Here is a 19858-nt window from a genome sequence, read left to right on the forward strand (position 1 = left end):
GAGGTTAGGTGCTGCGTTGCAGGAAGAGGATCGCTCGGGTAAACGAGGAACGGCGAGCCGAAGCTCGCCGTCTGGATGGTCGCAGCCGCCGTGGTCGTGCCGGCTAGCGTTCCTGTTGTGGTCCTCAGTCAAGCGTCTCGATGCGCAGCGAATTGGTGCTCCCCGGCTGACCCAGCGGCACGCCGGCAGTCACTATTACGGTGTCGCCGGTGCCGGCCATTCCCTGTGCGCGTGCCAGTTCCAGCGCATTGGTGCAGACCTGCTCCATGTCGCGCATGGGCGCATCGAGTACCGAATAGACGCCCCAGGCTACCGTCAGCTTGCGCGCCGTGGTGATGCTCGGTGTCAGGCTGAGAATCGGCGTGCTGGGCCGCTCACGCGCTGCGCGCAGGCTGGAACGTCCGGATTCGGTGTAGTTGACCAGTACGGCGACCGGCAGAATCCCGCTGATCCGGCGGATCGCGCAACTGATCGCATCGGACAGCGTCGCTTCGGCGCTCGGGCGATTCACGTCGAGTTGAGCCTGGAAGTCCGGGCCGCTTTCCACCTGGCGGATGATCTTGCTCATCATGCTCACGGCCTCCAGCGGATAGTCGCCCGAGGCGGTTTCCGCCGAAAGCATCACTGCATCCGCGCCTTCGGCGACGGCGTTGGCCACATCGGTGACCTCGGCGCGGGTCGGCGCAGGGGAGAAGCGCATGGATTCGAGCATCTGCGTCGCCACTACGACAGGACGCCCCAGCTGACGGCAGGTGCGGACGATGTTCTTCTGGATGCGCGGCACGCTTTCAGCCGGTACCTCGACGCCCAGATCGCCGCGCGCGACCATGATCGCATCGCACAGGCGGGCGATTTCGCGCAGATGCTGCACGGCGGACGGCTTCTCGATCTTGGCCATCAGGAAGGCGCGGTCGCCGATCAGTTCGCGTGCTTCGTGGATATCCTGCGGGCGCTGCACGAAGGACAGTGCCACCCAGTCGACGCCCAGTTCCAGGCCGAAGCTCAGGTCGCGGCGGTCCTTCTCGGTCAGCGGGCTCAGTTCCAGCACGGCTTCCGGCACGTTGACGCCCTTGCGGTCGGACAGCTCGCCGCCAGCCACCACGCGCGTTTCGATGGCGTCGGCCTGCTTGCCGATCACTGTCAGGTGCAGACGTCCGTCATCCACCAGCAGGCTCATGCCAGGCTGCAGTGCGTCGATGATTTCCGGGTGCGGCAGGTTGACTCGCGTGCTGTCGCCCGGTGTCGGGTCCAGATCCAGGCGCAGGGTCTGCCCGCGCACCAGCTGCACCTTGCCTCCGGCGAAGCGTCCGACGCGCAGCTTCGGGCCCTGCAGGTCCATGAGGATGCCGATCGGCTGGTTCAGTTCGCGCTCGACTTCACGAATCCAGCCGAAGCGCTCAGCGTGATCGGCATGCTCGCCGTGGCTGAAGTTGAGGCGGAACAGGTTGACCCCGGCTTCCACCAGCGCACGCACGTCATCGATGCTGCGGGTGGCCGGTCCGAGGGTGGCGAGGATCTTGACTTTCTTGTCGGGTGTCATGGCAGGTTCCGTTGGCAGTTATCGTTATGGGATACGCGCGCTGGGGCCGTTTCAGGCGGACGGTGGCAGCACCAGAATCGCGCGGAAGTCGTTGACGTTGGTGCGTGTCGGGCCGGTCATCAGCAGCGCGTCGAGCGCCTGGAAATAGCCATAGCCGTTGTTGTTGGCCAGTTCGCCGGCGGCGTTGAGACCGAGGGCTTCGGCGCGGGCGAAACTGTCCGGCGTCATCAGGGCGCCGGCATTGTCTTCCGAGCCGTCGATGCCATCGGTGTCGCCGGCCAGGGCATAGACGCCGGGCAGGCCCTTGAGATTTTCAGTCAGGCTCAGCAGGAATTCGGCGTTGCGCCCGCCGCGGCCTTCGCCACGAACCGTCACCGTGGTTTCGCCGCCGGAGAGGATCACGCAGGGCGCCGGGAGCGGCTGGCCATGCAGCAGCACCTGACGGGCGATGCCGGCATGGACCTTGGCCACTTCCCGCGACTCGCCTTCCAGGTCGCCAAGGATCAGCGCCGGGACGCCAGCGGCGCGGGCCTTGACCGCCGCCGCTTCCAGCGACTGCTGGGGCCTGGCGATCAGCTGGAAATGGCTGCGCGACAGGCAGGGGTCGTCCGCCTTCACGGTTTCCGAGCGCGGGTCTTCCAGCCACTGGCGTACGTTGGCCGGGATCTCGATGTCGTAGCGAGTGAGGATTTCCAAGGCTTCGGCGCTGGTGGTGGGGTCCGCCACGGTCGGGCCGGAGGCGATCACCGTGGCCTCGTCGCCGGGTACGTCGGAAATCGCGTAGGTATAGACGCTGGCCGGCCAGCAGGCCTTGGCCAGGCGGCCACCCTTGATCGCCGAAAGGTGCTTGCGCACGCAGTTCATCTCGCCGATATGGGCGCCGGAGCGCAGCAGCGCCTTGTTGATCGCCTGTTTATCCGCGAGGCTGATGCCCTCGGCGGGTAGGGCCAGCAAGGATGAGCCACCTCCAGACAGCAGAAAGATCACCCGGTCGCTCTCTTCGAGGTTGCTGACCATTTCCAGTACGCGGCGGGCGACGCGCTCACCGGCGTCATCCGGCACCGGGTGCGCGGCCTCCACCACTTCGATCTTGCGGCAGTCGGCGCCGTGACCGTAGCGGGTGACTACCAGACCGGAAATCTCGCCTTCCCAGGCTGCTTCGATGGCCTCGGCCATGGCCGCTGCGGCCTTGCCGGCGCCGATGACGATGGCCCGTCCAGTGCGGTCGGCGGGTAGATGATCGGCCAGTACCTGGCGGGGGTGGGCGGCATCGATGGCGGCGCTGAACAGCTCGCGCAGCAGGGCTTGGGGATCGCGGTTCATGTGTGGCTCCTTGTATGAGGAATGGCGCCGATTTCAGACCTTAGCTCTCGTGGATGCAAGCGCTAAGGTATGAAATCGACCCGCCCGGCAATCGGGCCGTGACTCCTTCTGCCGGACGAATCGAAAGGGTGCCGCCCGAGGGCGACGGTTGAAACACTGGATATGCAGAGCCCAGGTCGTGGGGGACGTGATGATTCCGGCCCTGCGTATCCGTGGTTCAACTCTCGTGGCGCCGCTGTGCGAAAGTTCGCGTTAACCCACCACCCGGGTTCTGTCTGTCCTGAAGGTGGGTTTGCTAATTCTGCTCAGCGGGCCGGAGCTTTTTTACTTCTTGCGGATCGAGAAGTTGGACATGTGTTCCAGCCCCTTGATCAGCGCCGAGTGGTCCCAGCCGCTGCCGCCGATCGACGCACAGGTGCTGAATACCTGTTGCGCGTTGGCGGTGTTGGGCAGGTTCAGGCCCAGTTCGCGCGCACCGGCCAGCGCCAGGTTGAGATCCTTCTGGTGCAGGTTGATGCGGAAGCCCGGATCGAAGGTGCCCTTGATCATGCGCTCACCGTGCACTTCGAGGATCTTCGAGCCAGCGAAGCCGCCCATCAGCGCCTCGCGTACCTTGGCCGGGTCGGCGCCGTTCCTGGCAGCGAACAGCAGGGCTTCGGCCACCGCCTGGATGTTCAGCGCGACGATGATCTGGTTGGCCACCTTGGCGGTCTGGCCGTCGCCATTGCCGCCGACGCGGGTGATGTTCTTGCCCATGGCCTCGAACAGCGGCAGGGCGCGGGCGAAGCTTTCCTCGCTGCCGCCGACCATGATCGACAGGCTGCCGGCCTTGGCGCCGACTTCACCGCCGGAGACCGGAGCGTCGAGGTACTGTGCGCCGGTGGCGTTGATCTTCTCGGCGAACTGCTTGGTGGCGGTGGGGGAGATCGAGCTCATGTCGATCACGATCTTGTTCGCCCCGACGCCTTCGGCGATGCCGTTCTCGCGGAACAGCACGTCTTCGACCTGTGGCGTATCCGGCACCATGACGATGATGAATTCGGCTTCTTGAGCCACTTCCTTGGGGTTGGCCAGGGCGACGGCGCCGCCTTCCAGCAGTGCGGCTGGAGCCTTGTCGTGGTGCTCGGACAGGAAGATGTCGTGACCGGCTTTCTGCAGGTTCTGAGCCATGGGCAGGCCCATGATGCCGGTGCCGATGAATCCGATTTTAGCCATGATTTTTTCTCCTTCTGATTCGGTTCAGATCGCGTTGTGTGCTTTCATCCAGCCGAGGCCGGCTTCGGTGGTGGTGGCCGGCTTGTACTCGCAGCCGATCCAGCCCTGATAGCCGATGCGGTCCAGGTGCTCGAACAGGAAACGGTAGTTGATCTCGCCGGTGCCCGGCTCGTTGCGGCCAGGGTTGTCGGCCAGCTGCACGTGGTTGATCACCGCCAGGTTGTTTTCCATGGTGCGGGCCAGGTCACCTTCCATGATCTGCATGTGATAGATGTCGTATTGCAGGAACAGGTTGCTGCTGCCGACCTTGTCGCGAATCTCCAGCGCCTGCGAGGTGTTGTTGAGGAAGAAGCGCGGGATGTCGCGGGTGTTGATCATTTCCATGACCAGGCGGATGCCAGCTTCTTCGAGCTTCTTCGCCGCGTAGCGCAGGTTCTCGATGAGGGTCATCTCCAGCTTGCCGATATCCGCACCCTTGGGGGCGATGCCGGCCAGGCAGTTGACCTGGGTATTGCCCAGTACCTTGGCATAGGCGATGGCCTTGTCGACGCCGGCGCGGAATTCCTCGACCCGCTCCGGATCGCAGGCGATGCCACGATCACCGCCCGCCCAATCACCGGCTGGCAGGTTGAACAGCACCTGGGTCAGGCTGTTGGCGTCCAGCTGGGCCTTGATCTCCTCGGCGGGGTAGTCGTAGGGGAACAGGTACTCGACACCGCTGAAACCGGCCTTGGCGGCAGCGGCGAAACGGTCCATGAAGTCCTGCTCGGTGAAAAGCATGGACAGGTTGGCGGCAAAACGTGGCATGGGTATCTCCTTGTGATCTGTAGGGATCATTTCGGACAGGTTTGAAGCTACTGCGCTTGGCTATGCTGCGTTGGAACCGAACTCGGGTGCGAGCCCAGTCAAAATGCTCATTTACATAAGTAAACTCCGCTTTTTCGTTCGCTTCCGCCTTGCCTAGCCTGCGCTCGTAACGCTTCCAATCCCGCCCGTCGGTGTTGTGGTGGATGTGCTGTGCGACATCCACCCTACGGGGTGCTGCGGTGTTGCGTTGCGGTGGATATGCTTCGCGATGTCCACCCTACTTTCACTTCGTAGGGTGGACGACCGCGAAGCGTCGTCCACGCGTTTGGTTACGGTTGCCTCAATCCAGCAGCGCGATCGCGGTCGGTGCATCTTCGCGGCCTTCGGCCAGCGCCTCGAACTCGTTGATGGCGTCGATCTCGGTGCCCATGGCGATGTTGGTCACGCGCTCCAGGATCACTTCGATCACCACCGGCACCTGATGCTCGGCCATCCAGGCCTGGGCCTGTTCGATCGCCGGTTGCAGTTCTTCCTGCTTGAACACGCGGATCGCCTTGCAGCCCAGCCCCTCGACCACCGCGACGTGGTCGACGCCGTAGCCTTCCATGCCGCTCTGGTCGGCATTGATGTTCTCGAAGCCCAGCTGCACGCAGTAATCCATCTCGAAGCCGCGCTGCGCCTGGCGAATCAGGCCCAGGTAGGCGTTGTTCACCAGGATGTGGATGTAGGGCAGTTTGAACTGCGCACCCACGGCCAGCTCCTCGATCATGAACTGGAAGTCATAGTCGCCCGACAGCGCCACGACCTTGCGCGACGGGTCCGCCGCGACCACACCCAGCGCCGCCGGAATGGTCCAGCCGAGCGGGCCGGCCTGGCCGCAGTTGATCCAGTGGCGCGGCTTGTAGACGTGCAGGAACTGCGCGGCGGCGATCTGCGACAGGCCGATGGTGCTGACGTAGCAGGCATCGCGACCGAACGCATTGTTCATGCACTGGTACACGCGCTGCGGCTTCATCGGCACGCTGTCGAAGTGCGTCTTGCGCAGCATCGTGCGCTTGCGCTCCTGGCAGTCGGCGGCCCAGGCATTGCGATCCGGCAGCTTGCCCGCGGCCTTGCGCTCCTTGGCGACTTCGACGAACAGCTTCAGCGCGGCGCCCGCATCGGAAGTGATGCCGAAGTCCGGCGAGAACACCCGACCGATCTGGGTCGGCTCGATATCCACGTGTACGAACTTGCGGTCCTTGGTGTAAACCTCGACCGAACCGGTGTGGCGGTTGGCCCAGCGGTTGCCGATACCGAGCACGAAATCCGAGGCCAGCAGGTTGGCGTTGCCGTAGCGATGGCTGGTCTGCAGACCGCACATGCCGGCCATCAGCGGATGGTCATCGGGGATCGAACCCCAGCCCATCAGGGTCGGGATCACCGGCACGCCGACGGTTTCGGCGAACTCCACCAGCAACTCTTCGGCGCCGGCGTTGTAGATGCCGCCACCGGCGACGATCAGCGGGCGCTCGGCGGCGCAGAGCATGTCGATGGCTTTCTCGATCTGCTTGCGGCTGGCTGCCGGCTTGTAGACCGAGAGCGGCTCGTAGGTGTCGACGTCGAATTCGATTTCGGCCATCTGCACGTCGAACGGCAGGTCGATCAGCACCGGGCCGGGGCGACCGGAGCGCATCACGTGGAAGGCCTGCTGGAACACGCGCGGCACCAGTGCCGGCTCGCGCACGGTGACGGCCCACTTGGTGACCGGCTTGGCGATGGACTCGATGTCCACGGCCTGGAAATCTTCCTTGTACAGACGGGCACGCGGTGCCTGGCCGGTGATGCAGAGAATCGGGATGGAGTCGGCCCAGGCGGAGTAGAGGCCGGTGATCATGTCGGTGCCGGCGGGGCCGGAGGTGCCGATGCACACGCCGATGTTGCCGGCCTTGGTGCGGGTGTAACCCTCGGCCATGTGCGAGGCGCCTTCGACGTGACGCGCCAGGATGTGGCGGATGCTGCCGTCAGCGCGCAGGGCGGAATACAACGGGTTGATCGCGGCACCGGGGATGCCGAAGGCGGTATCGATGCCTTCCTTGCGCAATACCGCGACGGCGGCATCGATTGCTCTCATTCGGGCCATGGATCATTCCTCCTACGTTTAATTCGATAGTTTTTATACGTGGCCCAAGGATGCAGGGCTGGAATGAAAGGGGGAATTGGTCGAAACTTCAGTTCTGTCGATATCAGGAGTATCGAATGGATCGTTATACAGCCGTACATAGCTTCGTTTTAGTCGCTGAGGCCGGCAGTTTTGCCGCCGCCGCATTGAAGGAAGGCGTGACGCCCGTGGTGATGGGCCGCCGTCTCGATGCGCTGGAGCGCCACCTGGGCGTCAAGCTGATGCACCGCTCCACCCGTGGCCTGGCGCTGACCGACCTGGGTGAACAGTACCTGGAACGTGCGCGCGCTTTGCTCAAGGATTTCGACGAGGCTGATGCCAGCATCGCCAAGGACCGCACCTCGGTGCGCGGCCACCTGGTGATCTCGGCGCCGGCGGCATTCGGTCGCAAGCATATCGGCCCGCACGCGCCGGCCTTCCAGGCGCGCTTCCCGGACCTGCAGCTGTCGTTCAACTTCACCGACAGCGTGGTCGATCTGGTGCGCCACGGCTACGACATGGGCATCCGCATCGGCGAGGTCACCGACCCCAACTATGTGGCGGTCAAGCTGTTTCCCAATCGCCGGGTGGTCTGCGGTGCGCCGGACTACTTCGAGCGCCAGGGCGTACCGCGCGAGCTGGAGGACCTGGCGCGGCACAACTGCCTGGCCTTCAACCTGCAGGGCGGGCAACAGCGTGGCTGGACCTTCCTGCGCGACGGCAAGCAGGTGGCGGTGCGGGTGGACGGCAACCTCGACTGCAACGACGGCGAGCTGCTGTTCGACTGGGTCAAGCAGGGCCTGGGCATCGGCTGGCGCTCGACCTGGGAAATCCAGGCCGAACTCAAGCGCGGCGAACTGGTGACCGTGCTCGACGAGTATGCACTGCCGGCCTACGACATCCAGGCCGTCTACCCGCAGCAACGCTACCTGCCGGCCAAGGTGCGCTTCTTCATCGATTACCTGAAGGCGATCTACAACGCGCCCGGTTACTGGGAAACCCGCTGAGCCGAACCACGTCGCGTGGTTGCTGGTCGTAGGGTGGATGTCGCGTAGCACATCCACGCGCGGTGGCTACCGAAAAAACGCAGCCTTCGCCATGAGGTGCATCGTGGATCGTCTGAAAATCGCCACCTTCAACATCAACGGCATCCGCGCGCGGCGGACCAACCTGCTCGAATGGCTGCAGCGTGAGCAACCTGATGTGGTCTGCCTGCAGGAGTTGAAGGCGCAGGACGCGGACTTTCCCATCGACGACATCCGTGCCGCCGGCTACGGCGCGATCTGGCATGGGCAGAAATCCTGGAATGGCGTGGCGATCCTGTCGCGGGGCGACGATCCGCTGGAGATCCGTCGCGGCCTGCCGGGCGATCCCGACGACAGCCACAGCCGTTACCTGGAAGCGGCGGCCCATGGCGTCATCGTCGCCAGCCTCTACCTGCCCAACGGCAACCCGCAGCCGGGGCCGAAATTCGACTACAAGCTGGCCTGGTTCGAGCGACTGATCGAACATGCCGAAGGGCTGCTCGCCAGCGGCCATCCGGTGGTGCTGGCCGGTGACTACAATGTGGTGCCCACCGACGAGGACATCTACAACCCGCGTTCCTGGACCAGGGATGCGCTGTTGCAGCCGGAAAGCCGCGAGTGCTACCAGCGCCTGCTTGCCCAGGGCTGGACCGATGCCCTGCGCGCCAGATACCCGGACGAGCGCATCTATACCTTCTGGGACTATTTCCGTCAGCACTGGCAGAAGAATTCCGGCCTGCGCATCGATCACCTGCTGCTCAGCAAGGACCTGGCGCCCCGCCTGAAAGAGGCGGGCGTGGATCGCTGGGTTCGCGATCAGGAACACGCCAGCGACCATGCGCCGACCTGGATCGAACTGGCTGCCGACGAGCCCCGAAAACAGCCGGCCAAGCGCCGGTCGTCGTCAAAAGCAAGCTAAGGCAAAAGGGGCGCTAGGCTCAGGATAGGGCTGTGCTTCCCAAGCTGCAGAACGCCTTGATTTCCGATGGAAGATGGCGAGGGGTGCTCATCATGAACCGCTATTCCGATGTGCTTGCCGACAGCGAGCTGCCGTTGATGGTCGACGAGTTTGAGCGTGCCAATCTATCCATCGGCGAAATGCTTGCCGAGGCGCTGGACTCGGTTCGCCGCCATCTGCGAATGGAGGTGGCCTTCATCGGCGAATTTCGGGACGGCAGGCGCGTGTTTCGCCATATCGAAGGGCAATATCATTCGATGGCGCTGGCCCTCGGCGAGGGCAGTCTGCTGGAGGAAAGCTACTGCCAGCGAATCGTCGATGGTCGCTTGCCGGAGCTGATCCGCAATACCGCCGAATTTAAGGAGGCGCTGGCATTGCCGGCGACCCGGGCGTTGCCGGTCGGCGCCTACATGAGCGTACCGATTCGCTTCAGCGACGGTTCGCTCTACGGGACCTTCTGCTGTTTCAGTACGCACCCCGACGACACTCTGAGCGAGGCCGACCTGGAAACCTTGCGCCTGTTTGCCCGTTTCGCCGGGAGAGTGCTCGAGCGCCACGCGCTCAGCGAACAGCAGCGCAATGAAAGGATTGATCGCATCAAGGCTGTAATAGCCAAGCGTGATTGCTGGATGGTCTACCAACCGATATTCCACCTGGTACACAACACCATCATCGGTTACGAAGCGCTGGCCCGGTTTCGTCCCGAGCCCTATCGCTCACCGGACCTCTGGATCGAGGAAGCAGGCGAGGTCGGGCTACGCCCGCAACTGGAAATCATGCTGCTGGAAACGGCCCTCGAAGCGCTGCCGTTGATTCCCGATGATATGTACCTGTCCCTCAACGTCTGTCCGGACGCACTTTTGGATGGCACGGTGGTAAAGCTGCTCTCCAGGCAGCCACTGCAGCGTCTGATGCTGGAAGTCACGGAGCACACCTCCATTGTCGACTACGCGTTGATCGCCGCGATTCTCGAACCGCTACGTCAAGAGGGGTTGCGGCTGGCGGTCGACGATGCGGGTGCCGGCTATGCCAGCTTTCGCCACATCCTCAAGCTAAAGCCTGATGTCATCAAGCTCGACCGGAGCCTGATCAGCAACGTCGATAGCGACAACGATACCTGCGCACTGGCTGCGGCGCTGATCCGCTTCGCCGAGCAGACCGGTAGCAAGATCATTGCCGAAGGTGTCGAAACGGATGCGGAACTGGCGACCCTGCGCAGCCTGCAGGTGACCAAGGCGCAGGGCTTTCTGCTTGGAATGCCGCAACCGCTGGAAGAGGCGGCTGACTGAACCGCTGAAATGTCTGATCACTTTGCCGGTGAGCCTATCGTCGCATCAGCCGGGCTGAGCCGTCAGCGCTCGGCACCGGCCTGCCAGCCACCGCCGAGCACCTGATAGAGGTTGATCAGTGCATTGAGCTGGCTTTCGCGTAGCTGTACGGCGGTCAGCTCGGTATTGAACAGGTTGCGCTGGGCGTCGAGGGTTTCCAGGTACGACGAATAGCCCGCACGATAACGATCCTCAGCGAAGGTCCGTGACCGTTCGAGCACAGCGCGGCGAGCCTCGGCGCGTTCGATCTGCTGCCGCAGATTGCTTATCGCAGACAGGCTGTTCTCCACCTCGGCGAACGCTTCCAGTGCAGTCGCGCGATAGGCGAAGGCCGCCTGATTGCGTTGCGCGACGGCGATGTTAAGGCCCGCTTCCAGGCGTCCGGCGTCGAAGATCGGTGCCAGCACGCTGGCACCGATATCCCAGACACGAACCGGGTCGTAATCCAGGGAATTGACGAACAGCTGGCCAAGGCTGGCCGAGACCTGCACCTGAGGCAGAAACCGGTCGCGCTGGGCTTGCAGGTTGAGGTCGCTGGCCGCCAGTAGCAGTTCGGCCTGATGAATATCCGGCCTTCGCCGCAGCAGCTGCGAAGGCAGAGCGCCGGGCACCGCAGGCGGTTCGATGGCGAGCAGTCCGGCGCCGCGCCGTACCGCGCCAGGCAGCGCCCCGGTGAGCAGGCGCAAGGCATGTTCCTGTTCGCGAATCGCCTGCCGCAGTTGGGGCAGCAACTGCGCCGCGGCTTCGTACTCGGACTGCGCCTGGGTCAGCTCCAGTTGCGAGGTGTAGCCAAGGCTGGCGCGGTCTTCGGCGACCCGCAGCGCCTGCTGTCGCGACTCGACGGTTTCCTGAGTCACGTACAGCTGCTGGTCCAGCGACAGCAGCGAGACATAGGCTCGTGCCGTGGTGCCGGTCACGGCCAGGCGCACCGCGTCGCGTTCGGCCTCGCTGGCCCGGTACTGCAATTGTGCGGCTTCGCGCAGACGCCTTAGCCGACCCCAGATATCCAGCTCGTAAGATACTTGCAGCGAGGGCTGCACCGCCGTGGTGTGGGCGATGCCGAGCACGCTGAGTTCGCGCGCGCGTTGCACCCCCAGCACCGCGTCGAGATTCGGCAGCAGCGAGGCGTGGGACAGGCGGATCTGTTCGCGTACCTGTTCGACACGCGAAGCAGCGATCAGCACGTCGGTGTTATGCGCCAGCGCGGCTTCGATCAATGTCGTCAACTGCGGATCGCCAAACGCCTGCCACCAGGTGACGGAGATTTCGCTCGTCCGCGCCGCCTCGTCGCGCCATTGCATGGGCGGGGTGAACGCGGCATCTGGCGGTATCGGCTGTCGTGCTGGCATGCAGCCCGCCAACGTGAGCAGCAGCAGGCTCGAAAGCAATTCCGGAACGCGAACCTGACGATTCATTGCCCTTTGCCCGCCGCGGTTTCAGTGGCCTCGGCGTCGCTGCTGGTATCCACATGGGTGACCACCGATAGCCCAGGTCGCAGACGCTGGCTCAGTGGCTGGTCCGGATCGATGGAAATGCGCACCGGTATCCGTTGCACCACCTTGGTGAAGTTGCCGGTGGCGTTGTCCGGGCGCAGCACGCTGAACTCCGAGCCGGTGGCTGGCGCCAGGCGCTGGACACGTCCGGTCAGGCGGGCGCCGTCCAGCGCGTCGATTTCGATGGTCACCGGCTGGCCGGGGCGCATGGCGAAGGTCTGCGTTTCCTTATAATTGGCGATGACCCAAAGCTGCTCCGGTACCAGATAGAGCAACTGCGAGCCGGCCGAAACGTATTGACCCTGGCGTACCGTGACCTCGCTGACCTGGCCGTCGCGCGGCGCCTCGATGACCGTGTTGTCCAGATCGATCCAGGCCCGTTTCAATGTTGCCTCGGCGATTTCCACCTGCGCCTGCAAGCCGCCACGCGACACATCGCTGGCCTTGAGGGTCTGCTCGGCAATCGCGATGGCGGCGCGGGCCTGTTTCACGTTCGCCGTCGCTGCGCGGGCACTGGCGCGGGTCTGGTCACGCTCGCGAATCGAGACCGAGCCGCGTTCGGCCAGCTCGTTGACGCGCTTTTCGTCGGCCAGCGCGCGCTGCCGTTCGGCTTCGGCGGCGGACAACTCGGCGCGGCGTGACTCCAGCGTGGCGCGGTTGGAGGCCAGGGTCTGTTCGAGATTTTCCAGCCCGAAACGCTGCGCGGCCAGCTCGGCACGGCGCTGCTCGACCAGCTGGCGATACTGTCGGTCGTCGATGCGCACCAGCGGTTGGCCGCGCGCGACTTGCTCGAAATCCTGCACCAGCACCTCGGTGACGTAGCCGTTGACCTGCGGCGCCAGCACGGTGATCTGTCCGCGCACGTAGGCGTTTTCGGTGACTGCCACCCGGTCGCTGAACGGCCAAAGCTGCCAGGCGTAAAGGATCGCCAGGACGCCGGCCAGCGCGACCAGCATCATCAGAATGACCGAGCGGCGGCTCGGCTTGATCGTCTTCGGCGGATCGTCCGGTGCCGGGCCTGCGTCCGTCGCAGCGGCAGAGGGCTGTGGCGGCTGAGCCGTTTGCAAGGTTTCGTCGTCTGCGGGTTGCCTGGTTTCGCTCATGGAGACGGTGCGTTCCTCTTTTGCCGCGCAAGGCGCAGGGTGTGATAGAGCGTCCAGCCGAACACGCCGATGGAAAGCATGCTGATCAGCCGGAATACATCGTCGAAGGCCAGCACGTTGGCTTCGCGGGTGGCGGTCTGGCTCAGCTGCGCCGCGCTCTGCGCCTGGCGCAACTGCGGGTCGCTCTGACGCGGGATGAGCGCCTGACTCTGCAGTTGCAGCCGCTGCGCAATACGCGGATCGCCCGGCACCACCTGCTCGGTCAGGTGACTGGAATGGTATTTCTCACGCACCACCTGATAGGTACCGAACAAGGCCGGCGCCGCCAGCCCGCCGAGGCTTTGGGTCATGGTGAACAGCACGATGAAGCTGACCAGGTAATTCGGCCCGTTGCGCAGCGCCTTGCCGATGCCGGTGATCAGCAGCGGGCCGAGAAACATGCCGCTGGCGAAGGCCAGCAGGCCCTGGCTGAGAAACATGTCGTGCGGGCGGGTCAGGTTGGTGGCGTCGATGTCGAGAAAGCTGGCGATTGCGATCAGCATGATCGACAGCAGGATTTGTGGCAGGGCTGTGCTCGGGCTGAACGTCATGGCGCTGCCGGCAATACCCATGCTCAGCCCGAGCAGGATCACTGCGTACAACGGCTGTAACTGTTCGGTACCCATGCCCAGCGCCTGCAGCAGCCCGACCGCGCCGTAGGTCTGCTCCGACAGCAGCAGGCGTAGGGCAAGTGCGCCGAAAGCGAAGCGCAGCATTTCCGCCGTGCCCAGCCAGCGCGTGTGCAGCAACGGGTTGCGTCGGTGATGTTCGATCATGAACGCCATGCAGAGCAGCAGCAGAGCGGCTATCAGCGCGTAGCCGAGCCAGGGTTGTTCGGTCCACCAGAGTATGCGTCCCTGGGCCAGCACCGCGGCAATCAGCGCCAGAGCCGGGGCGAGCAGGGCGAAGGTGAGGAAGTCCAGAGGCTCGAAGACCTTGATGCGTTCGCCCAGGGGCAGCTTGAGTACTACCACTGCGGCCAGCGAACACAGCGCCAGGCCGCTCTCGAACACGTAGAGGCGGTGCCATTCGCCCATATCCAATAATGCCGGCGACATCAGCCAGGCCAGCGGCGTGCCCAGCTGGGAAATTCCGAAACCGAGAATCACCCCCTTGGGCAGGTCCGCTTTGCGGAACGCCTGCAGCATGTAAAACAGGCCCAGGGAGGAGGTTGTAGCCGCTGCCAGACCGCTGGCGGCACGCACGAAGATCGCCATCTCCAACCCTTCGACGAAGACATGAGCGATGCTCAGCGTTGCATAGAGCGTCAGGCCGATCTCGGCGAAGCGACGCAGGCCGTACTGCTGGCGGAACTTGATCATCAGCAGGTTGGCGGAGACGTTGACCATGAAGTAGGCCGCCGGCAGCCAGGCGGCTTGCGATGGCGTCAGGCCCAGGTCGCCCTGGATGCTCGGCAGGTTGGCGATGAACAGCGCGTTGCCCAGACCGCCGGTCAGCCCGACGAGCACCGCGACACAGGCGTAGGCGATACGCATCGGCATCGGATGCAGCAATATCGCCGGCGAACCGGGCATGGAGGGGCGTTCGTGAGGTTCCCAGCGTGGAACGGGGGCAAGGTATTCCGGCATGTTTCGCAGGCTCGACGGCGATGACCCGGCGCTATGGGCGCTGCTGCCGAGTCGGCAGACATTGTTGGGACAGTCGCGAGCGCGAAACGGTTGGTCGAAGTTGCGTCGGCGGGCAAATCATCGGTCGGACCGGCTGAACCTTTGCCGAAGCGGGGCAGTCGATTTAACAGGTTGGCCGTGCTGCTTCCGGCCGTTCTTGGCAAGCTCTAAGAGGACTGTTCAATGGATACCCAAGACACCATTTCCGTACTCAACGATCTCATCGAAACCAGCAAGGACGGCGAAAAAGGTTTTCGCGAATGCGCCGAAGATCTCAAGCGCGCCGATCTCAAGACCACCATGATGCAGCGTGCCCAGGATTGCGCCACGGCGGCGGCCGAGCTGCAGCAGCTGGTTCGCTCCCTGGGTGGCGATCCGGAAACCAGCGGGAGCGTGGCCGGCGACCTGCACCGGCGCTGGGTCGATTTGAAATCCATGGTGACCGGCAAGGATGACGAGGCCATTCTCAACGAATGCGAACGCGGCGAAGACGTGGCGATGAAGAGCTACCGCAAGGCGCTCGACAAGGATCTGCCAGCCGAGATTCGCGTCGTCGTCCAGCGTCAGTTCCAGGGCGTTCAGCGCAACCATGATCAGGTCAAGGCGCTGCGTGACGCGGAGCGCGCCCGCAGCTGACCGGCGCCTGGTTTAAAGAAAAACGCCAGCGTGATGCTGGCGTTTTTTTTGGAGCCTCGAAGGGTGTCGCTTTTTACATCCACAGGACTGTAGCCGAATTCATTCGACCGGGTTTGCACCAGGCCCTACGGCTCCTGCACTTCACAGCCCTTGATCACCATGCGGATGATGGTCTCGGCGGCGGCCTCGTAGTCGGCATCCTCCAGCTTGGCTTTGCCCGTCACGACCGATATCTGCCAGTCGAAGTCGGCGTAGGTCTGGGTCGCCGCCCAGATGCTGAACAGCAGGTGGTTGGGGTCTACCTTGGCCATCAAGCCCTGATCGATCCAGCTCTGGATACAGGCGATGTTATGCGCGGCCTGGGCGTTGAGCTGCTCGGTGCGCTCGGCGGACAGGTGCGGCGCGCCGTGCATGATCTCGCTGGCGAAGACTTTCGAGGCGCCGGCATGCTCGCGCGAGATGCGGATCTTGGTGCGGATGTAGGCGCGCAGTACTTCAGCGGGATGGCCGGGCTGATTGAACGGTGCAGAGGCTTCGAGCAAGGGCTCGACGATGCTTTCCAGCACTTCGCGATAGAGGTTTTCCTTGCTCTTGAAATAGTAATAGACGTTGGGCTTGGGCAAGCCTGCGCGGTCGGCGATATCGCTGGTCTTGCAGGCGGCGAAGCCCTTTTCGGCGAACTCTTCGCTGGCGGCGCGCAGGATCAGCTCTTTGTTGCGCTCACGGATGCTGGACATTGGGCCTATTCGATTCGCTACGAGGAGGCCGGCTGGCCTGGCGCAGAATGCTAGCACCGGCCTCCGACTTCTCTCAAGCCAAGCTATGAAAGCTGCCCGATCGATAGATTGCGTGCTTGTTTGTATACACTTTATGTGGCGTTCTGATACTGTTTTTTGCGGCCCTGTCTGTCGGCGCGCCCGGTCAGTGGCGACTGCAGCCGATCAGGCCATGGCGGAGGCAATCGTGCTTTGTCTCGTCGTGCGGGCCTCACAACAAGAACAATGAGTCAACAAGGAGTCACCATGAAGCACATGCTCGCCGCTGCAGCGCTCATGTTCGCTGCTCATGCGGTCGCCGAATCGACCTATGTCGTCGGCGTCGAAGACGCTCGATTCATGCCGCACTACAGCCTGGACGCCCAGGGCCAGTATCAGGGCTTCGCGCGTGAACTGCTCGATGCCTTCGCCGAAGAAAGCGGCGTGCGGCTGATCTATCAGCCATTGCAGGTCGACGAACTACTGCCGGCGCTGCTCGACGGGAGTGTCGACTTCAAGTACCCGGACAACCCCTCCTGGTCCATCTCCAACAAGAGCGGCCATGGCGTGCATTACAGCCAGGCGGCGGTGGCCTATGTCGACGGCGTCATGGTCGCGCCGCGGCGCGTGGGTCTGGGTGTCGAACAGCTGAAACGGCTGGCGGTGGTCGATGGCTGGACGCCCAAGGGTTACGAGGCACGGATCGATACCGATCAGGTGCTGCTCGTCGGCAGCAGCGACCTGCCGCGGATGATCCGCCAGGCGATGCTCAAGGACACCGATGGGGCCTACTACAACGTCGTGGTAGCGATGCACTATCTGAACAACGTCCGTACCAAACCCGGTGCGCTGGTCTTCGACCCGAAGCTGCCGCACACCCGGGGTGCCTACCATCTCTCCAGCGTGCGGCATCCGGAGCTGATCCGGCGCTTCGACCGCTTTCTCGACGAACGTCGCGAAGACGTCGCCGAGCTCAAGGCCAGGCACCAGGTGGAGGTCAACCTCGACTCGGAATACATCGGCATGGAGCAATGGAAGGTCGACTTCCTGGAGCGGCAGAAGGCCAGGAATGCGGCGGGTGGCTGATCGCCGAGCTTCGCTCAGCCGCGCCGAATCAGCCAGACGCCAGCGAAGATCAGCAATATGCCGCCGACCTTGCCAAGGCTGATCGACGCCTGGCGATAGCCGGCCCAGCCGTAATGATCGAGCAGCAGTGCCATCAGCAACTGCCCGGCCAGCAACAGCGCCATGAACAGCGAGGCGCCCACCCGCGGTGCGGCGAAGGCTGCCGTGGCGATGAGGAAGACGCCGAGCAAGCCGCTGCTCCAGTGCCACCAGGTAATCCCGCGCAGGCCTTGCAGGGTCGGCAGATCACGCTGGGCCAGCACGATGACGAGCAGCGCCAGCGTGCCGACCGCAAAGGACACCAGCGCGGCATTCATCACGCTGGACAGCTGGCGCGCAACTTCGCCGTTCATCCCGGCTTGCAGCGGCAGCATCGCCCCGGCAATCAAGGGCAAGGCGAGCAACCACCAGGCAACCGTGGGCATGGAATTCCTCCGAGAGAGTGCTTTGGAAGTGAAAGAGGGGGCGGCAGTGGTGCAACCTGAGGTGGAAACGTCGGAACTGCGACCGCTGAATCGATAAAGTTGTACACAAGATACTGACGATAATTGCCCGGAGCAATGACTATCTCAATGCCGGCGGCTACCTTCCTGCAAAGCTACCGCTTCAGCGAGATAGGCTTTCAGAGCGGATGAACCGGCGATCCGGGACCGCGCATGGAGTCGTTGCATTATTCGTTTCGTTCGGATGACTGACATTAAGGATCTGGCTGTCAGTGCCGATAACAATCAAGCGACGTTAATGTTGTATACAATCTAATGGATGCTAATAAAAACCAGAACGAGGACTACGCCATGCGCTTCATGCAACGCAGTATCCAGTGGCAACTGATCGTCAGCATGGGCGCGGCCCTGTTGACCAGCATGCTGATCGTCATTGTGGTGTATTCCTCGGCGGTCAATCGCCTGGCTGAGCGCTATCTCATCGGTGAAGCGCTACCAGCCAATATCACCGCGATCCGCAACGATATCGAGCGCACCCTGACGGAGCCGGTCACGGCTACCTCCGGTATCGCCACCAATACGCTGGTTCACGACTGGTTGCAGCATGGTGAGAGCGCCGCACAGGCGGCGGCGATGACCCGTTACCTGGAGGGTGTAAAAACGCAACAGGGCGCGCTGACGACCTCCATCGCTGTGCTCGGGAGCGGTCACTACTACTCGGAAGCCGGGCTGACCCGGACCCTGGATCGTAGCAATCCGGCCGAACGCTGGTTCTATAGTCTGATCGAGGGCAGTGCAGATCGTCGTGTCGATATCGACATCGACAAGGCCACGCGGCAGCTGACGCTGTTCATCAATCAGCGTATCAAGGTCGACGGCAAGGTGCTGGGGGTCGTTGGGTTGGGCTACAGCCTCGATCGCATGTCCAAGCTGATCAGCGGCTTTCGTTTCGGTGAGCGCGGCGAGGTCTACCTCGTCGGTGGCGATGGTCGGGTCAAGGTCCATTCCAGAAGCGATTACAATGACAGCGCCGATCTCGCTCAGCTCATGGGGCGTGATGCCGCGGATCGGCTGTTGGGCGGTGAACGGCAAACGGTCGAGTTCGAGCGCGACGGTGAGCATTTCCTGGCCATGGCGCAGCCGCTGGAAAGTCTTGGCTGGACGCTCGTCAGCGAGGTGCCGGAAGTGCAGATTTTCGGTGATGCACGGCGGACCATGTGGATTACCAGCCTGATCGGCACCTGCATCACGCTGTTCTTTCTCGCGCTGGTGGTGCTGCTGGCACGCGGGCTGGTCAAGCCGATTCGTCAGGTCACCAGTGCGCTGGTGGAGATCGGTGGCGGTGGCGGCGATCTGACGCGGCGTCTGGACGAGAGCCGGGCCGATGAACTGGGCGACCTTGCACGTGGTTTCAACCGCTTCATCGGCAGCCTGCGTGAGCTGATCGGCGATGTGCTGCGTACCAGCGAGCAATTGCGTAGCGCAGTGGGGCAGGTGTCGCACGTGGTCGACAATACGGCGGGGCGTGCCGGGCGCCAGCACGAGATGACCGACATGGTCGCCACGGCGGTGCATGAGATGGGTTTGACCGTGCAGGAAATCGCCCGCAACGCCAGCAACGCGGCGCAGGCCTCGCAAGGCGCCCGCAGCGAAGCCATGCAGGCGCGTACGGTTGTGGGTGAATCCATTGCACATATCGAGAGTATGTCCAGCGAGATCGGCCAGGCAGCGGATGCAGTGACCGACCTTGCCCGGCAGGTCGCGACCATCGACAAGGTGCTGGCGGTGATTCGAGGTATTTCCGAGCAGACCAACCTGCTGGCGCTCAATGCCGCCATCGAAGCGGCCCGGGCTGGTGAAATGGGCCGTGGATTCGCTGTGGTCGCCGACGAGGTGCGCACCCTGGCCAGCCGGACCCAGGCCTCGACCGATGAGATCCAACAGATGATTCAGGGCCTCAATAAAGGCGCCGATAACGCCGTCAGTTCGATGCACGCCAGCCAGGCGGCGACGGGCACTGGCGTGCAGGCCAGCCAGCGTACCGGGCAATCGCTGGCCACCATCACCGAGCAGGTCGAGGCGATCAGTGACATGAACACCCAGGTGGCGGCGGCGACCGAGGAGCAGAGCAGCGTAACCGAGGAAATCACTCAGAACGTTCAGGGTATCGCGGATCTGGCTCAGGCGACGGCAAGCGAGGTGCAAAGCTGTCTGGAGGATTGCCGCGCGCTCAGCCGCCTGGCCGATGATCTGACCCGGCAGATGGGTAGCTTCAAGCTCTAGCGAGCCTGTGGGTCCTT

Annotated in this window: 16 protein-coding genes; 6 read left to right on the forward strand and 10 right to left on the reverse strand. The window is 63.5% G+C overall.

Annotated features, from left to right (window positions below; genetic code table 11):
* Window positions 1-124: 124 nt before the first annotated feature.
* From pyk to gcl, 5 genes are all read right to left on the reverse strand, one after another.
* Window positions 125-1540 (reverse strand): pyruvate kinase, encoded by a 1416-nt coding sequence (gene pyk, locus G7020_RS12850; RefSeq protein ID WP_181084976.1) that lies wholly within the window; start codon window positions 1538-1540, stop codon window positions 125-127.
* Between the two features lie 51 nt (window positions 1541-1591).
* Window positions 1592-2863: a glycerate kinase type-2 family protein gene (locus G7020_RS12855; protein WP_181084978.1), complete on the reverse strand. Its 1272-nt coding sequence runs from the start codon at window positions 2861-2863 to the stop codon at window positions 1592-1594.
* Window positions 2864-3187: 324 nt separating this feature from the next.
* A complete protein-coding gene (locus G7020_RS12860) occupies window positions 3188-4078 on the reverse strand; it encodes a 2-hydroxy-3-oxopropionate reductase (RefSeq protein WP_181084980.1) in 891 nt (296 codons plus the stop codon).
* A gap of 24 nt (window positions 4079-4102) precedes the next feature.
* Entirely contained in the window at window positions 4103-4885 is a 783-nt protein-coding gene (gene hyi / locus G7020_RS12865; protein WP_181084982.1) for a hydroxypyruvate isomerase, read from the reverse strand.
* A 340-nt stretch (window positions 4886-5225) separates the two neighbouring features.
* Window positions 5226-7007 (reverse strand): glyoxylate carboligase, encoded by a 1782-nt coding sequence (gene gcl, locus G7020_RS12870; RefSeq protein ID WP_181084984.1) that lies wholly within the window; start codon window positions 7005-7007, stop codon window positions 5226-5228.
* 116 nt (window positions 7008-7123) lie between these two features.
* Between gcl and G7020_RS12875 the strand changes: the two genes are divergently transcribed.
* The 3 genes from G7020_RS12875 to G7020_RS12885 all read left to right on the forward strand — a co-directional run bounded on the left by G7020_RS12875 (window position 7124) and on the right by G7020_RS12885 (window position 10297).
* Complete coding sequence (locus tag G7020_RS12875; RefSeq protein ID WP_181084986.1) at window positions 7124-8032, forward strand: LysR substrate-binding domain-containing protein; 909 nt, start codon at window positions 7124-7126, stop codon at window positions 8030-8032.
* Window positions 8033-8135: 103 nt separating this feature from the next.
* Window positions 8136-8969, forward strand: coding sequence for an exodeoxyribonuclease III (locus tag G7020_RS12880; protein WP_181084988.1), 834 nt, complete (start codon window positions 8136-8138; stop codon window positions 8967-8969).
* A gap of 92 nt (window positions 8970-9061) precedes the next feature.
* Complete coding sequence (locus tag G7020_RS12885) at window positions 9062-10297, forward strand: sensor domain-containing phosphodiesterase (protein ID WP_181084990.1); 1236 nt, start codon at window positions 9062-9064, stop codon at window positions 10295-10297.
* A 62-nt stretch (window positions 10298-10359) separates the two neighbouring features.
* Here the strand turns inward: G7020_RS12885 and G7020_RS12890 are convergent, their stop codons facing one another.
* The 3 genes from G7020_RS12890 to G7020_RS12900 are packed head-to-tail and all read right to left on the reverse strand — an operon-like array spanning window position 10360 to window position 14506.
* A complete protein-coding gene (locus tag G7020_RS12890) occupies window positions 10360-11751 on the reverse strand; it encodes an efflux transporter outer membrane subunit (RefSeq protein ID WP_181084992.1) in 1392 nt (463 codons plus the stop codon).
* Window positions 11748-12932, reverse strand: a complete 1185-nt coding sequence (locus tag G7020_RS12895) for an HlyD family secretion protein (RefSeq protein WP_181084994.1) — start codon at window positions 12930-12932, stop codon at window positions 11748-11750. Before G7020_RS12895 ends, G7020_RS12890 begins: the two co-directional genes overlap by 4 nt.
* The gene (locus G7020_RS12900; protein WP_181084996.1) at window positions 12929-14506 is read right to left on the reverse strand and encodes an MFS transporter; all 1578 of its coding nucleotides are present in this window, start codon (window positions 14504-14506) and stop codon (window positions 12929-12931) included. Before G7020_RS12900 ends, G7020_RS12895 begins: the two co-directional genes overlap by 4 nt.
* Before the next feature lie 276 nt (window positions 14507-14782).
* Between G7020_RS12900 and G7020_RS12905 the strand changes: the two genes are divergently transcribed.
* Window positions 14783-15235, forward strand: a complete 453-nt coding sequence (locus G7020_RS12905; RefSeq protein WP_181084998.1) for a PA2169 family four-helix-bundle protein — start codon at window positions 14783-14785, stop codon at window positions 15233-15235.
* A gap of 125 nt (window positions 15236-15360) precedes the next feature.
* Here the strand turns inward: G7020_RS12905 and G7020_RS12910 are convergent, their stop codons facing one another.
* A complete protein-coding gene (locus G7020_RS12910; protein WP_181085000.1) occupies window positions 15361-15972 on the reverse strand; it encodes a TetR/AcrR family transcriptional regulator in 612 nt (203 codons plus the stop codon).
* Window positions 15973-16257: 285 nt separating this feature from the next.
* Here G7020_RS12910 and G7020_RS12915 point away from each other — a divergent pair, with 285 nt between their 5' ends.
* A complete protein-coding gene (locus tag G7020_RS12915; RefSeq protein ID WP_181085002.1) occupies window positions 16258-17076 on the forward strand; it encodes a substrate-binding periplasmic protein in 819 nt (272 codons plus the stop codon).
* 14 nt (window positions 17077-17090) lie between these two features.
* On the opposite strand, the gene G7020_RS12920 is transcribed toward G7020_RS12915, so the two are convergent.
* A complete protein-coding gene (locus G7020_RS12920) occupies window positions 17091-17540 on the reverse strand; it encodes a DMT family transporter (RefSeq protein ID WP_181085004.1) in 450 nt (149 codons plus the stop codon).
* A 369-nt stretch (window positions 17541-17909) separates the two neighbouring features.
* Between G7020_RS12920 and G7020_RS12925 the strand changes: the two genes are divergently transcribed.
* Window positions 17910-19841, forward strand: coding sequence for a methyl-accepting chemotaxis protein (locus G7020_RS12925; protein WP_181085006.1), 1932 nt, complete (start codon window positions 17910-17912; stop codon window positions 19839-19841).
* Window positions 19842-19858 lie beyond the last annotated feature (17 nt).

The organism is Stutzerimonas stutzeri (genome assembly GCF_013522825.1).
In the GTDB taxonomy this organism is placed as follows: Bacteria; Pseudomonadota; Gammaproteobacteria; order Pseudomonadales; family Pseudomonadaceae; genus Stutzerimonas; species Stutzerimonas stutzeri_AK.

Excerpts from the sequence above, each read along its gene's own strand:
- gcl (WP_181084984.1), bottom strand. The coding sequence starts at position 7,007 with ATGGCCCGAATGAGAGCAATCGATGCCGCCGTCGCGGTATTGCGCAAG.
- G7020_RS12860 (WP_181084980.1), bottom strand. The coding sequence starts at position 4,078 with ATGGCTAAAATCGGATTCATCGGCACCGGCATCATGGGCCTGCCCATG.
- G7020_RS12925 (WP_181085006.1), top strand. The coding sequence starts at position 17,910 with ATGCGCTTCATGCAACGCAGTATCCAGTGGCAACTGATCGTCAGCATG.
- G7020_RS12855 (WP_181084978.1), bottom strand. The coding sequence starts at position 2,863 with ATGAACCGCGATCCCCAAGCCCTGCTGCGCGAGCTGTTCAGCGCCGCC.
- G7020_RS12885 (WP_181084990.1), top strand. The coding sequence starts at position 9,062 with ATGAACCGCTATTCCGATGTGCTTGCCGACAGCGAGCTGCCGTTGATG.
- pyk (WP_181084976.1), bottom strand. The coding sequence starts at position 1,540 with ATGACACCCGACAAGAAAGTCAAGATCCTCGCCACCCTCGGACCGGCC.
- G7020_RS12915 (WP_181085002.1), top strand. The coding sequence starts at position 16,258 with ATGAAGCACATGCTCGCCGCTGCAGCGCTCATGTTCGCTGCTCATGCG.
- G7020_RS12890 (WP_181084992.1), bottom strand. The coding sequence starts at position 11,751 with ATGAATCGTCAGGTTCGCGTTCCGGAATTGCTTTCGAGCCTGCTGCTG.
- G7020_RS12895 (WP_181084994.1), bottom strand. The coding sequence starts at position 12,932 with ATGAGCGAAACCAGGCAACCCGCAGACGACGAAACCTTGCAAACGGCT.
- hyi (WP_181084982.1), bottom strand. The coding sequence starts at position 4,885 with ATGCCACGTTTTGCCGCCAACCTGTCCATGCTTTTCACCGAGCAGGAC.
- G7020_RS12905 (WP_181084998.1), top strand. The coding sequence starts at position 14,783 with ATGGATACCCAAGACACCATTTCCGTACTCAACGATCTCATCGAAACC.
- G7020_RS12910 (WP_181085000.1), bottom strand. The coding sequence starts at position 15,972 with ATGTCCAGCATCCGTGAGCGCAACAAAGAGCTGATCCTGCGCGCCGCC.
- G7020_RS12900 (WP_181084996.1), bottom strand. The coding sequence starts at position 14,506 with ATGCCCGGTTCGCCGGCGATATTGCTGCATCCGATGCCGATGCGTATC.
- G7020_RS12920 (WP_181085004.1), bottom strand. The coding sequence starts at position 17,540 with ATGCCCACGGTTGCCTGGTGGTTGCTCGCCTTGCCCTTGATTGCCGGG.
- G7020_RS12875 (WP_181084986.1), top strand. The coding sequence starts at position 7,124 with ATGGATCGTTATACAGCCGTACATAGCTTCGTTTTAGTCGCTGAGGCC.